This is a genomic window from Streptomyces sp. NPDC002754, from assembly GCF_053592315.1.
The window spans coordinates 114,799-127,581 of the sequence record NZ_JBSFVM010000006.1 but is presented as its reverse complement, the minus strand read 5'-3'; the positions used below and the strand labels follow the sequence as shown (position 1 = coordinate 127,581).

8 protein-coding genes and 2 pseudogenes are annotated in these 12,783 nt (G+C 69.9%); 7 read left to right on the top strand and 3 right to left on the bottom strand.

What is annotated here, in order from left to right:
• Window positions 1-40 precede the first annotated feature (40 nt).
• On the bottom strand, window positions 41-2,995 hold the full coding sequence (locus tag ACWD2L_RS16155; protein ID WP_351343197.1) for a glycoside hydrolase family 3 protein: 2,955 nt from the start codon (window positions 2,993-2,995) through the stop codon (window positions 41-43).
• 427 nt (window positions 2,996-3,422) lie between these two features.
• Here ACWD2L_RS16155 and ACWD2L_RS16150 point away from each other — a divergent pair, with 427 nt between their 5' ends.
• The 4 genes from ACWD2L_RS16150 to ACWD2L_RS16135 all read left to right on the top strand — a co-directional run bounded on the left by ACWD2L_RS16150 (window position 3,423) and on the right by ACWD2L_RS16135 (window position 10,287).
• Window positions 3,423-4,967 (top strand): hypothetical protein, encoded by a 1,545-nt coding sequence (locus ACWD2L_RS16150; RefSeq protein WP_351343199.1) that lies wholly within the window; start codon window positions 3,423-3,425, stop codon window positions 4,965-4,967.
• A gap of 156 nt (window positions 4,968-5,123) precedes the next feature.
• Entirely contained in the window at window positions 5,124-5,675 is a 552-nt protein-coding gene (locus ACWD2L_RS16145; protein ID WP_351343201.1) for a MarR family winged helix-turn-helix transcriptional regulator, read from the top strand.
• Window positions 5,676-5,719: 44 nt separating this feature from the next.
• Window positions 5,720-8,218, top strand: a complete 2,499-nt coding sequence (locus ACWD2L_RS16140) for an MFS transporter (RefSeq protein WP_351343203.1) — start codon at window positions 5,720-5,722, stop codon at window positions 8,216-8,218.
• Window positions 8,219-8,514: 296 nt separating this feature from the next.
• Window positions 8,515-10,287: a coagulation factor 5/8 type domain-containing protein gene (locus tag ACWD2L_RS16135; RefSeq protein WP_351345226.1), complete on the top strand. Its 1,773-nt coding sequence runs from the start codon at window positions 8,515-8,517 to the stop codon at window positions 10,285-10,287.
• 25 nt (window positions 10,288-10,312) lie between these two features.
• Here ACWD2L_RS16135 and ACWD2L_RS16130 read toward each other — a convergent pair.
• Window positions 10,313-10,504, bottom strand: a pseudogene (locus ACWD2L_RS16130) (CorA family divalent cation transporter); the annotation flags it as partial.
• 631 nt (window positions 10,505-11,135) lie between these two features.
• Here ACWD2L_RS16130 and ACWD2L_RS16125 point away from each other — a divergent pair.
• From ACWD2L_RS16125 to ACWD2L_RS16115, 3 genes and pseudogenes are all read left to right on the top strand, one after another.
• A complete protein-coding gene (locus tag ACWD2L_RS16125; protein WP_351345205.1) occupies window positions 11,136-11,300 on the top strand; it encodes a transposase in 165 nt (54 codons plus the stop codon).
• Window positions 11,300-11,578, top strand: a pseudogene (locus ACWD2L_RS16120) (transposase); the annotation flags it as partial. The gene ACWD2L_RS16125 and the pseudogene ACWD2L_RS16120, both read left to right, overlap by 1 nt.
• Before the next feature lie 71 nt (window positions 11,579-11,649).
• Window positions 11,650-11,937 (top strand): transposase, encoded by a 288-nt coding sequence (locus ACWD2L_RS16115; RefSeq protein WP_351345229.1) that lies wholly within the window; start codon window positions 11,650-11,652, stop codon window positions 11,935-11,937.
• Here the strand turns inward: ACWD2L_RS16115 and ACWD2L_RS16110 are convergent.
• A complete protein-coding gene (locus tag ACWD2L_RS16110) occupies window positions 11,882-12,403 on the bottom strand; it encodes a hypothetical protein (protein WP_351345208.1) in 522 nt (173 codons plus the stop codon). The two genes, ACWD2L_RS16115 and ACWD2L_RS16110, sit on opposite strands and share 56 nt — an antisense overlap.
• Window positions 12,404-12,783 lie beyond the last annotated feature (380 nt).

Below are 12,783 nucleotides of genomic sequence, written 5' to 3'. Positions count from 1 at the left end.
CTCGAAGCCCCGCGTGCCCAGTTGATTCCCTCCCGGTCGGTCAGGCCGCCTTGTATGCGGCGGCCAGTTTCTTCAGCGCCCCCTTGTAGTCGCCGGTGAGGGCGAGGTGCTCGGCCTCGGCGAACGGCTTGGCCCACGCCCCCGTCACCTTGCCGCCCGCCTTCTGCTGGACCTTGAGCCGCTGCTTTCCCACCAGCGCCCGCTCGCCACCGCCGTCCTTGCCGGCCGCCCCGGTCGTGAGCCCGTAGCCGTACGGGAACTGCGGATCGTACGAGGCGTCCCCGACGTTGATGGGGAGCTGGGCCTCCGACTTCGGCCAGGTGACCGGGAGTTGGCCGGTGAAGGGTCGCTTCCCGTAGAGGACGTCGGCGACGCCGTCGCCCTCCGTGCCCGGCAGCCAGGACGCGACGAGCCCGTCGATGTCGCCAAGCCGGTCGCCGATGAGCTGCGGCCGTCCGGAGACCGTGAGCACGACGCACTTCATGGCTCCGCAGACCTTGTCCACGGCGGCCTTGTCGGCGGCGGAGAGCTCCAGATCGTGGCCGTTTCCGACGTCGCCGACACCCTCCGCGTACGGGGTCTCGCCGACGACGACCACGCCGACGTCGTACCCGGAGGTGGGCGCCGAGGCGCCCTTCGAGTAGTCGACCTTCGCACCGGGGGCGGCCTTCTGCATCGCCTGGAGGATCGTCGTGCCCTTCGTGATGTTCCCGGAGGAGCCCTGCCAGGAGACGGTCCAGCCGCCGGTCTGGTTGCCGATGTCGTCGGCGTTGGACCCGGCGACGTACACCTTCTGGGACCGCTTCAGCGGCAGCACGTTCCCGTGGTTCTTCAGGAGGACCTGCGATGTGGCCGCCGCCTCGCGTGCCACGGCGCGGTGTGCGGCGCCGCCGATCTCGTTGCTGTCGCTCGTGTCGGCGTACGGCTTCTCGAAGAGGCCGAGCTTGAACTTCTGCGTGAGGATGCGGGAGACCGCGTCGTCCACGCGTGCCTCGGTGACCCTGCCCGAGGTGACCTCGGCGAGCAGGGTCTTCTCGAAGTCGGCGTAGGCGTTCGGCACCATGATCATGTCGAGGCCCGCGTTGATCGACGTACGGACGTCGGAGGCGTAGTCGCCGGGGATCTGGTCGATGCCCGCGTAGTCGCTGATCACGAAGCCGTCGAAGCCGAGCTTGTTCTTCAACTCCCCATTGATCATTGCCGCGTCGGCGTGCATCTTCACGGGGCCCTGGTCGTCGCCGATGATGTCGAGCGAGGAGTACGAGGGCATGACCGTGCCCACGCCGCGCTTCACGGCATCCCTGAAGGGCGCCAGGTGCACGGCCTCCAGCTCCTGCTTCGTCACCTTGGTGACGCCCTGGTCGATGGTGTACGAGCCGGTGGTCGAGGAGCCGTACGCGGTGCCGCCGTCGCCGACGAAGTGCTTGGCGGTGGCGAGGACCTTGTCGTTGCGGTCCAGGTCACTGCCGTTCGCGCGGCCCTGGAAGCCCTTGACCATCGTCTCCATGGACTCGACGAGTGCCGGGTCCTCGCCGAAGGACTCGTAGGAGCGGCCCCAGCGTTCGTCGCGGCTCACGCACAGGCAGGGCGCGAAGTCCCACGGGACGCCGGTCGCGCGCACCTCGGAGGCGGTAACCGCCCCGGTTTTCTCGGCGAGTCGGGGATCGCGGCTCGCGCCGATGCCGATGTTGTGCGGCATGATCGTGGCGCCGACGACGTTGTTGTGGCCGTGCACCGCGTCCACGCCGTAGATCAGCGGGATCTGGAGCCGCGTTGCCTGCGCCCGCAGTTGGTAGCCGTCGATCATCCTGGCCCAGCCGTCGGGCGTGTTCGGCGTCGGCACGGAGCCGCCGCCGGAGAGCAGTGAGCCAAGGTTGTGGCTCGCGATGTCGCCCGGGGACTTGAGGGCGGCGCGCTCGGCCTGCGTCATCTGCCCGACCTTCTCCTCCAGGGACATCCGGGAGACGAGGTCGGCGACCCGCTTCTTGATCGGGGCCTTGGTGTCGAGGTACGGCAGCCCGTGCGCGTCGATGACGACCTGCGGGGACTCGGCGGGCGGTTTGGCGCCGGTGACGGTCAGCTTCAGCGGGATCGTCTCGGCGGTCTCCGACCTGGCGGAGTCCTTGGCGGTGGCGACCGTGACCGTCTTGGCCGCGCCGGACGCGGTGCCCGCCGGGAAGGTGACCTTGCCCGTGGCCGGGGTGTAGTCCTTGCCGGGGTCGGCGGTGCCGCCCTCGGTGGCGTACTCGATGGTGACGGGGGCCTCGACCGGCACGTTCCCGGTGGTCGTGACGGACAGCTTCACCGCCGCCGAACCGCCCTCCTTCACCGGGTACACGGCCGCGTCCGTCGCCACCTGCGCGCGCAGCGACTGGTCGGCCTTGCCGTACAACTCGACGCCGTCCATGGCGAATTGGCTCTTCGCCCCGGTGGGCAGCGTGACCGCGTAGCCCCACATCTTGTCGAGCCCGAGGACGTGGTCGATGCCGCCGACCGGCTGGTAGTCCGTGCGGTACTCGAACCGCGTGAACGGCAGCTCGACCTGCTTCCAGCCGGTGAAGTCGTCGGTGAACGACGTCGTCCACAGCTCGGAGGCCTCGCCGTGCGCGCCGCCGTCCTTGATCTCGTACGTCAGCTTGCGGCCCGAGCCGTCGCCGTACCACCACAGGCGGATGCCCTTGTGCGCCGACCAGTCGTGGGCGGGCTTGTCGGCGGCGTAGTCGTGGCTGAAGCCGCCGTAGCCGCTGATGTCGTAGGTGCCTTCGAGGACCTTGGCGCCCTCGGGGGCGTCCGCGCGCTCCTTGAGTTCGAGCTTCGGGTTGTCGTCCGTGTCGCCGCCCCAGGTGAAGATGGCTTCGGCGGGCTGCGTCGCGAAGGGCACCTCGCCCTCGAAGCGGTCGACGGGGGTGGGGGCGGGGTCGTCGTCGGCGGCGGAGGCGGCGGTGGTGCCGGTCAGCGGCAGCAGGCCTGCGGCGAGCGCGGCGACGGCGAGCAAGGCCGCGCGTCTCCTGCGGCTTCCGCGGCCCGGTCTGGTGGTGGAGTCGGTGTGACGCAAAGTTCCCTCCCGGTGGTCCCGTTGCGGGTGCTGGTGGTGCGTCGAGCTGTCCCCTGGTGTTGCGTGGTGTCCCCTGGCGTTTCTAAATTCAAGGCTTGAGTTAAAGGGGGTGGGGTGGGGGCGTCAAGTGTTCGGAACGTAAAGGGAGTTGGGGGCGGGATGTCGCCGGGTTGGCCACTTGCGACCGATTGACAGGCGGGGTCCCGCCCCCGATCGTTTGCTTCGGGGTGTGACACCTGACGGTTGGGGGACCGCGATGAGGTGGCAGGGGGACGCGTCGTCCGGCGACGCGGGGCGACGGGGGAGCGGCGGGTTCGGACCGCCTCCGCAGATGCCATCGGTTCCGCCGATGCCGCCGGAGCCGCCGATGCCGCCCGGGCCACCCGAGCCACCCGCCGGGTCACCGGTCAGGCCGCCCGTCGGGCCCGCCGACCCGGCGCGCGCCGTCGCCGCGGGGCTGCTCAACCTCAGCGGGCTCGGCCTGGGATACGTCCTCGTGCGGCGCCGCCTCCTCGCGCTGCTGTGTGTCGCCGCCACGGCCGCCCTGCTCACCCTCGCGCTGCCCGCCGAACCGGACGGAGTGCCCGGATGGGCGCTGATCGGGTACGTGGCGCTGCTGCTCGCCGCGGTGGCCGACGGCGCGCGCCGCGGTCTACGGGCGCCCGCAACGTCCCTACAGGGCAAGCCAGTTGTGGCGGTCGTCCTCGGAGTCGCGCTGCTCGCCGTGCCCGCCGGGGGCGCCGTCGCGTACGGCGGTCTGCGCGACGACGCCGTCGAGGAGCTGCTGCTCGACCGGCTCGACAGCGCCGACGCCCTCGTCCAGAAGGCCTCGGCCCGCGACTTCGCCGAGGTACGCGCCGACTACCGCACCGCGCTCGGCCGGTACCGCGACCTCGCCGACGACCACCCGGACTCCAGGGCGGCGCACCGGTTGCACGACAGCCTCGACGCCTACTACAAGGCGGTGTCCACGCCGTACGCCGACGGCGAGCACTGCGCGGCCGTCGCACCCCTCGAACACCTGCGGTCGGTGCCGCGCACCGTGGACCGCGCCGTCCTCGGCTCCCTCGCGAACTGGCCCGACAAGCCGCTCGCCTCCTCGCTCCTGAAGTGCGGCACGGGAAAGCTCGGCGCCGCCGAGACCGATGCCAGGGGCGGTGAACTGGGTCAACTCCTGCGTACGTTCCCCGAGTCGACGCAGGCGGGCCAGGTGGAACCCGCCGTGCGCGCCGCCGTCGAGCGGCGCGCGGGCGAGCTGAAGGGCGCGGACCCGTGCGCCGCCACCCGGGCGCTGCGCCACATCGGCGACACCGCGAAGCGGCTGCCCGCGCCCGTACCCGCGCATCTGCGCGGCGGCGTCGCGACGGCCGTGGAGGACGGGACGTACGCCTGCGGCATCGACCAGTTCAAGGACAAGAAGTTCGGCGCGGCGCACACGTCCCTGACGGACTTCGCGGGCACGTACAAGAGCGACAAGCGGCGGGCCCGTGCCCAGCAGGTCGCCATCGCCGCCGATATCGCGCGGCTGCGCCCCGCCGCGGGCGACCGGCTGCCGCCGAAGGGCACGCCGGACGGCTCCCGCATGGAGATGGTGATCAGCAACGACGGGCCGGACCCGGTCGAGGTCCTCTACACAGGCCCGGTCACCGGCCGGATCACCGTCGCCGCCTGCGGATCCTGCGAGACGTATCCGACGGAGGCGGCCGGCCGCGGCAAGGCGTGCAAGGCGAGCGGCAAGAGCTACCCGAAGGCGACGCTGCGGCTGCCCGCGGGCACGTACCACTTCCTGCACAAGCCGGGCGGCCGCGACGCGACGGCGGCCGGGCGCGCGGCGGGCGGCCGGGTCCAGCCCGGATATTCGTACACGCAGTGCAGTTATGTGGTCAGGAGTGAGCTCGGCGCGGATCTGTAGCGTCGTCCGCGCGAACCGCCGCGAGGCCCTTGACCCGGGCTTGACCCCCATTTGACCTGCGCAAATACCTGTGTACCCACTGGGCGGTGCACTCAGAAAAGAGGGTTACACTCACTTGCTCGATACAAGCAACTGAAGCGAAATCGGGAGGCGGTCATGGGTAAGGGGACGGTCCATGACCGTGCGGCAGCGGACGACGACCCGGTGACGGGAAGCGCGAGTGCCGAGGACGCCGCGGCGGGACTCGGCACTCAACTGGTGCGCTTCTCAAGGCTGTTGACCGCATACCGGCAGAAGGCCCGGCTCGAGAGCCGGGCCGGCGAGCGGGTCCTGCTGGCCAAGCTGGTGCGCGACGGCGAACGCCGCGCCACCGACCTGGCGGCGGCGACCTTCCTCGACCTGTCGACGGTCAGCCGCCAGGTGCGGGCCATGGTCGACAAGGGACTCGTCGAACGGCGCCCGGACCCGGAGGACCGACGGGGTGCGCTGCTGAGCGCCACCGCCGCCGGCGAGGCCGCGTTCGAGGAGTACCGGCGCCAGCGCGACGCGGGGTTCCAGAGGCTTCTGGAGCCCTGGCCCGCGGAGGACCGGCACCAGCTGATCCGGCTGCTCTCCCGCCTGAATGACGATCTGGAAGAGTTTGAATACGCGCGTCCCGAGTCCGGGATATCCGGGCCCAGCGGCGAGCAGGGAGCAACACAAGAATGACTGAGGCCGTGTCCGCGTCCCGCGGAGGCACCGCTACCCAAGCCATGTCCACCCCCATACAAACCCCCGCAGAAACCCCCACGTCCGGCGGCCTGAGCCACCGGCAGATCCTGACCATCCTCAGTGGCCTGATGCTGGGGATGTTCCTGGCCGCCCTCGACCAGACCATCGTCTCCACCTCGATCCGCACCATCGCGGACGACCTCGACGGTCTCAGCCAGCAGGCCTGGGCGACGACGGCGTACCTGATCACATCGACGATCGCCACGCCGCTCTACGGCAAGCTGTCCGACCTGCACGGCCGCAAGCCGTACTTCCTCGCGGCGATCACGATCTTCATCGTCGGTTCGGCGCTGTGCACCTTCTCGACGTCGATGCCGGAACTCGCCGCGTTCCGCGCGGTGCAGGGCATCGGCGCCGGTGGCCTGATGTCGCTCGCGCTCGCGATCATCGGCGACATCGTGCCGCCGCGCGAACGGGCCCGCTATCAGGGCTACATGCTCGCCACGTTCGCCACGTCCAGCGTCGCGGGACCGCTCATCGGCGGCGCCCTCGCCGGTCAGGACAGCATCCTCGGCGTCACCGGCTGGCGCTGGGTGTTCCTGGTGAACGTGCCGATCGCCGTCGTCGCGCTGTTCGTCGTCGCGAAGGTGCTCAACATCCCGCACGTCCGCCGCAACCGGCGGATCGACTGGTGGGGCGCGTTCACCATCGCGCTCGGCGTCGTCCCGCTGCTGCTCGTCGCCGAACAGGGCCGCGAGTGGGGCTGGGGCTCGACGGGCTCGATCGTCTGCTACGTCCTCGGCGGCGTCGGCATCGTCTCGTGGATCCTCGTGGAGCGCCGGGTCGGCGACGACGCGCTCATCCCGATGCGGCTGTTCCGCAACGCCATCTTCAGCAAGACCAGCTTCCTGTCCGTGCTGATCGGCGCGGGCATGTTCGGCGGCATGCTGATGATCCCGCAGTACCTTCAGATCGTGAAGGGCGCGAGCCCCACCAAGTCCGGTCTCGAGATGCTGCCGCTGATGGCCGGCATGATGATCGCGTCCATCGTCTCCGGGCAGATCACCGGGAAGACCGGCCGCTACAAGATCTTCCCGACGCTCGGCACGCTCTTCATGGTGGCCGCGCTGCTGCTCTTCCACTTCGAGGTCCAGTGGGACACCCCGCTGTGGGAGACCATGCTCTACATGGGCCTCTTCGGGCTCGGCCTGGGCTGCTGCATGCAGACGCTGGTGCTCGCGGTGCAGAACGCGGTGCCGCCGCAGGACATGGGCGTGGCGACCGCCTCGTCCACGTTCTTCCGGCAGATGGGCGCCACCGCCGGCACGGCGATCTTCCTCTCCGTCCTCTTCTCGAACGTCGGCGACAAGATCTCGGAAGCCTTCAGGTCGGCGGCGAAGACGCACGACTTCCAGGCCGCGCTGCACGACCCTTCGGTCGTCTCCGACCCCGCCAACAAGCCGGTCCTCGACATGGTCAAGGGCTCCGGCGGGAGCGGCGGCGACGTCCTGTCCGACTCGTCGTTCATCCAGCACCTCGACCCGCGGCTCGCGGAACCGTTCAAGCAGGGCTTCGCGGACGCCATGCACGTGGTGTTCCTGATCGCGGCGTGCGTGATCGTCCTCGCGTTCCTGATGGTCCTGTGGACCAAGGAGGTTCCGCTGCGCAAGATGTCGGGTCTGCAGGCGCGCGAGGCGGCGGAGAAGGGGGAGACCTCTTCCGAGGAGGCGCCGGCGTCGTCCGTCGAGCTGCCGACGCAGACCGCACCCGTGATGACGACGGACGCCTCCGCGGGCATCAAGGGCCACGTACGCGAACGCGACGCCTCGCCGCTGGCGGGCGCGGTCGTCACCCTCATCGACCTGAGGGGCAGTCAGCTCGGCCGTACGACGACGGGCCCCGACGGCGCGTACCTGCTCGCGGCTCCGGCCGGTGGCACGTACGTGCTGATCGGTTCCGCGGGCTCCCGGCAGCCGCAGGCCACGACGCTGACGGTCGGCGAGGGCTTCCTCGACTTCGACCTGATGCTGGCCGGGGCGGCGGGCCTGACCGGCACCGTCGTCACGGCGGCGGGCGAGTTTCCCGTACCGGGCGCGCTGGTGATCGCCACCGACGTACGCGGTGAGGTCGTCGCCTCCGGGGCCGCCGACGCCACGGGCAGCTTCGCCTTCGGCGACCTCGCCCCCGGCGGCTACACCCTCGCCGTGAGCGCGGAGGGCCACCGGCCCGCGGCCCTACCGGTCGAGGTCGCCACCGGCACCCCGGGCCGCTGCGAGGTCCGCCTCGTTCCGGGCGCCCGCGTCCGCGGCACGGTCCGCGACGCGTCCGCCACCCCGCTGAACGACGCCCGCGTCACGCTCCTCGACGCGGCGGGCAACACGGTCGGCACGGCCGTCACGGGCATCGACGGCGCCTACGCCTTCGAGGACCTCGACGCCGGCCAGTACACCGTCGTCGCCGCCGGCTACGCCCCGCAGGCCCTTCCGGTGACCCTCAACGGCACGGGCCGGAACGACCAGGACGTGGAGCTGAGCCACTGACGCGCTGAAGCACCGCATGGCAGAAGGCCGTGGCGCCACACAGACCTGTGTGGCGCCACGGCCTTCGCCGTTCCCTGCCACTTCCCTGCCGCTTCCCCGTCACCTTCTGAAGCCCCAACTGCCCTATCTGTGCCGTTTGTTGAACTCTTGTTGCCGATTTCCCCGGGAACTTCTGCCGCAACCCTTGACGTCGAATTCACCTACCTGAAGCATGCGTCGCCAGTGGAGCGCTCCCACACCCCCCACCGTTCACTTCATGAACCAGGAGAGCCGCTGTGACTCGCTTCCCCCTGCCCATGTCACGCCGCAAAGTTCTCGGTGCGGCCGCGGCCGTCGGCGTGGCACTGCCCGCCCTCGGCGCGATGGCGGCGTCCGCCGCCCCGGCCGAGAAGTCCGGCACGCCGACGAAGTCCGGCAAGACCCTCGCCGCCGGTGGCGACCTCGGGCCCAACGTCATCGTGTTCGACCCGGCCACGCCCGGCATCCAGGCCAAGCTGGACGAGATCTTCAAGCAGCAGGAGTCCGCGCAGTTCGCCGAAGGGCGCTACCAACTGCTCTTCAAGCCCGGCACGTACAGCGGCCTCAACGCCCAACTCGGCTTCTACACCTCGATAGCGGGCCTCGGCCTGTCCCCGGACGACACCACCATCAACGGTGACGTGACGGTCGACGCCGGTTGGTTCGACGGCAACGCGACGCAGAACTTCTGGCGCAGTGCGGAGAACCTGGCGCTCGTGCCGGTGAACGGGACGAACCGGTGGGCGGTCGCCCAGGCCGCCCCGTTCCGCCGGATGCACGTACGCGGCGGCCTCAACCTCTCGCCCGACGGCTACGGCTGGGCGAGCGGCGGCTACATCGCGGACAGCCGCATCGACGGCACCGTGGGACCGTACTCGCAGCAGCAGTGGTACACCCGCGACTCGGCCGTGGGCGGCTGGCAGAACGGCGTGTGGAACATGGTGTTCTCAGGCGTCGAGGGCGCTCCCGCGCAGGGCTTCCCCGACCCGCCGTACACGACGCTCGAGGCCACTCCGGTCTCCCGCGAGAAGCCGTTCCTGTACCTGGACGGCGCCGACTACAAGGTGTTCCTTCCGGAGAAGCGGACGAACGCACGCGGCACGAGCTGGGGCAGCGGCACCCCGCGCGGCACCTCCCTGGCCCTCGACAAGTTCTACGTCGCCCAGCCCGACGCCGACGCCGCCACCCTCAACGCCGCCCTGGCCCAGGGCCTCAACCTCCTTCTCACGCCCGGCGTCTACCACCTCGACGCGCCGCTCCAGGTGGACCGGGCGGGCACGGTCGTGCTCGGCCTCGGGTACGCCACGCTCATCCCGGACGGCGGGGCGACGGCCGTGAAGGTCGCCGACGTGGACGGGGTGCGCCTCGCCGGGTTCCTCGTCGACGCCGGCTCCGAGAACTCCACCACCCTGATCGAGGTCGGCCCGAAGGGCGCGTCGGCCGACCACGCCGCCGACCCGATCACCGTGCAGGACGTGTTCGTACGGATCGGCGGCGCGGGCGCGGGCAAGGCCACCACCAGCATGGTGATCAACGCCCGGCACACCATCGTCGACCACACCTGGGTGTGGCGGGCCGACCATGGCGACGGGGTGGGCTGGGACACCAACCGGGCCGACTACGGCGTCGTGGTCAACGGCGACGACGTGCTGATGACGGGCCTGTTCGTCGAGCACTTCAACAAGTACGACGTGCAGTGGTTCGGACAGCGGGGCCGCACCATCTTCTTCCAGAACGAGAAGGCCTACGACGCCCCGAACCAGGCGGCGATCCAGAACGGCGACACCAAGGGCTTCGCCGCCTACAAGGTCGACAACTCGGTGACGGACCACGAGGGTTGGGGACTCGGCTCGTACTGCTTCTACAACGTCGACCCGACGATCGTGCAGCACCACGGCTTCGCCGCACCGAACACGCCGGGCGTGAAGTTCCACGACCTGCTCGTGGTGTCACTGGGCGGCAAGGGCCAGTACGAGCGCGTCATCAACGACACCGGAAACCCGACATCGGGCTCGGACACGGTCCCGTCGACGGTGGTGTCGTACCCGTGACCCGCTCCCGGCGCCCGGCACCTGGTCACAACCAGTCCCGTCGCTTGAAGATGACGTACAGGCTGGTGCAGACGACTGCCATCAGGAGGATGGCGAAGGGGTAACCGCCCATCCAGTGCAACTCCGGCATGTGGTCGAAGTTCATGCCGTAGATGGTGCCGACCAGCGTCGGGGCGAAGAGGATCGCGGCCCACGACGAGATCTTCTTGAAGTCGTCTACCGCAACCCACTGACCAGGCATTTTGTGCCGTCCATGTGGCCTGACCTGCGGTCGAGTGTCTCTCTGGGCCTTTCAGAGTCGTGCAGTTTTACGCAGCCGATTCTCCCCAGGCGCTCCCCGGGCGGCTCAATTCTCCCCAGATCCTCCCCAGCGGGCGCGCTTGGGAGAGGCTCGTTGTCGGAGGTCAGGTGGTGTCCTGGCCGGTCACTGTATGTGCCGGATGGAGTCTCGGGGCGGAGCCTGGCCAACTCTCGGCCCCAATGGGCGAAGAGGCCGTCTCGATGCGTTCTCGATGACGCGTCATTTGGGGTGCGTGGCGATCCTTGAGCCCGCAGAGGGGACGATGGCTTGCGGCTATAACTGGCTGTTCGCTATCCGCCCACGTGCTCGGCCTGCTTCGAACGGCGTTCTGGATCGGGTGAGTTGATCAGTGTTGAGGCATGAAGGAAGGGCCTCTTGGTAGCTCGCGGATGTCGAGTCCAGCGAGAATCAAGAGGCCCTCGTGTCGAAGTGTTGCGTGATCGCGGTTGCCGAGTCCAGCTCGTCCACTCCTGGGTGTGACTGCCTCGCCCATCGGTTCGGGAATGCAGCCGACCGGCCGGAGCGTCGGCCCCGGTACGGCTCGGACATGAGCGATGCCGAGTGGCGGGCAGTGCGGGATCTGCTGCCGGTTCCGGGATGGCTGGCGGGCCGGGGCGGTCGGCCGGAGGGCTACTGCCACCGGCAGATGATCGACGCGGTGCGCTACCTCGTCGACAACGGCATCAAGTGGCGGGCGATGCCCGCCACTTGATGCCGTGGGCGCGGGTCTACGCCTTCTTCGCCCGCTGGCGGGATACGGGGCTGGTGGCCGAGCTGCACGACCGGCTGCGCGATGCGGTCCGCGAGGCGGAGGGCCGGACCCAGGAGCCGAGTGCGGCGATCGTGGACTCGCAGTCGGTGAAGGCGGACGCGACCGTCGGCCACACCTCACGGGGCTTCGACGCCGGGAAGAAGGTCAACGGCCGCAAACGACACGTGCTGACCGACACGCTCGGACTTCTGCTGGCCGTGCTGGTCACACCCGCGTCCACGAACGACCGGGAGGCCGCCCGCACCCTGCTGCCGGAGGTGAAGGAGCGGTTTCGGCGACTGGCCCGCGTCTGGCCGACGGCGGCTACACCGGCCACCTCACCGACTGGGCCGTCCAACACCTCGATGTCGTCGTGGACATCGTCCGCCGCAGCGACGACGCCCGCGGCTTTCAGGTCATGCCGCGGCGCTGGGTCGTCGAGCGGACCCTCGCCTGGCTGCTGCAGAGCCGGCGCCTGGCCCGCGACTACGAACGACGCCCCGACACCGGCGAGGCCGTCATCCGGTGGTCGATGGTCACCCTCATGAGCCGGCGCCTCGCCGCCCGGCACCAGCCTCTTGTGCTGCGGGCAGGGTGAACCGGCCCGGCTTCTCCTCGATGAGCCAGCCTCGTTCCACCAGCCGTTTCAGTCGGGCTCGTGCTCCTTCGACACGCGAGGCCACGGCACTGTCCCAGCCCAGCACCACCGCGGTCTGCCGGGCGCCGAGGCCGTCGCTCCCGGCATCCAGGGCAGCGGCCATGACCGTCTGGTAGTCCATGGCCAGCACCTCGACGCCGGTCACGTCCCTGCGGTGAGGCACCGGCATACGCGGCCCGGCCGGCCGCACCGGCTTCCCCGATGGCTTGCCGTCGCTTGCCGCGGCGGGAGCGTCCGCCTCGGCCAGCGCTTCCAGGAACTGCTCCAGCCCGATCACTCGCTGCCGCAGGACTTCTTCCGCATCGGCCACCGCCTGCTGAACTCTCTCCAACTCGGCGCCCAGTTCTTCCAGATGCACCGCCGCGGCCTTCCGCCGCGCTTCCAGGACCGCCCGGATCGACGGCATCCTCCACCCCCATGGCATCTCGGTCGGCAACGACCCGAGACTTCCGCGGCGGCCAACACCTCATACCTGACCAGCAGAGACCACACATGCGATTCGGAAAGAGAACGACCTCTAACATCTCCGCGTTGGCGGGGAAAGCAGCCACGACGCCCGTACCGTGCACTCGCGCATCGGCCCCCCCCGCGTCCCCCAAGTACAGGAACTCTCAAGTTGCCTACCCCGAACAGGGCTTATCGCACACCCACTAATGCGCCAGGCGTAGGGCACGGTGTGATGTGACGCGACGCGACAGTTGGGGCCTCAGGCTGCCCGCACTCACCCACCAAGCCGTGACGGCCTGACAGTTGAACTGGCGGGCCGTCACGGAAGATCGAGAAGAG

Bases quoted from the DNA above. Each gene is read 5' to 3' on its own strand.
- ACWD2L_RS16150 (WP_351343199.1), top strand. From the start codon at position 3,423: ATGCCGCCCGGGCCACCCGAGCCACCCGCCGGGTCACCGGTCAGGCCG.
- ACWD2L_RS16145 (WP_351343201.1), top strand. From the start codon at position 5,124: ATGGGTAAGGGGACGGTCCATGACCGTGCGGCAGCGGACGACGACCCG.
- ACWD2L_RS16140 (WP_351343203.1), top strand. From the start codon at position 5,720: ATGTCCACCCCCATACAAACCCCCGCAGAAACCCCCACGTCCGGCGGC.
- ACWD2L_RS16135 (WP_351345226.1), top strand. From the start codon at position 8,515: ATGTCACGCCGCAAAGTTCTCGGTGCGGCCGCGGCCGTCGGCGTGGCA.
- ACWD2L_RS16125 (WP_351345205.1), top strand. From the start codon at position 11,136: ATGAGCGATGCCGAGTGGCGGGCAGTGCGGGATCTGCTGCCGGTTCCG.
- ACWD2L_RS16110 (WP_351345208.1), bottom strand. From the start codon at position 12,403: ATGCCGTCGATCCGGGCGGTCCTGGAAGCGCGGCGGAAGGCCGCGGCG.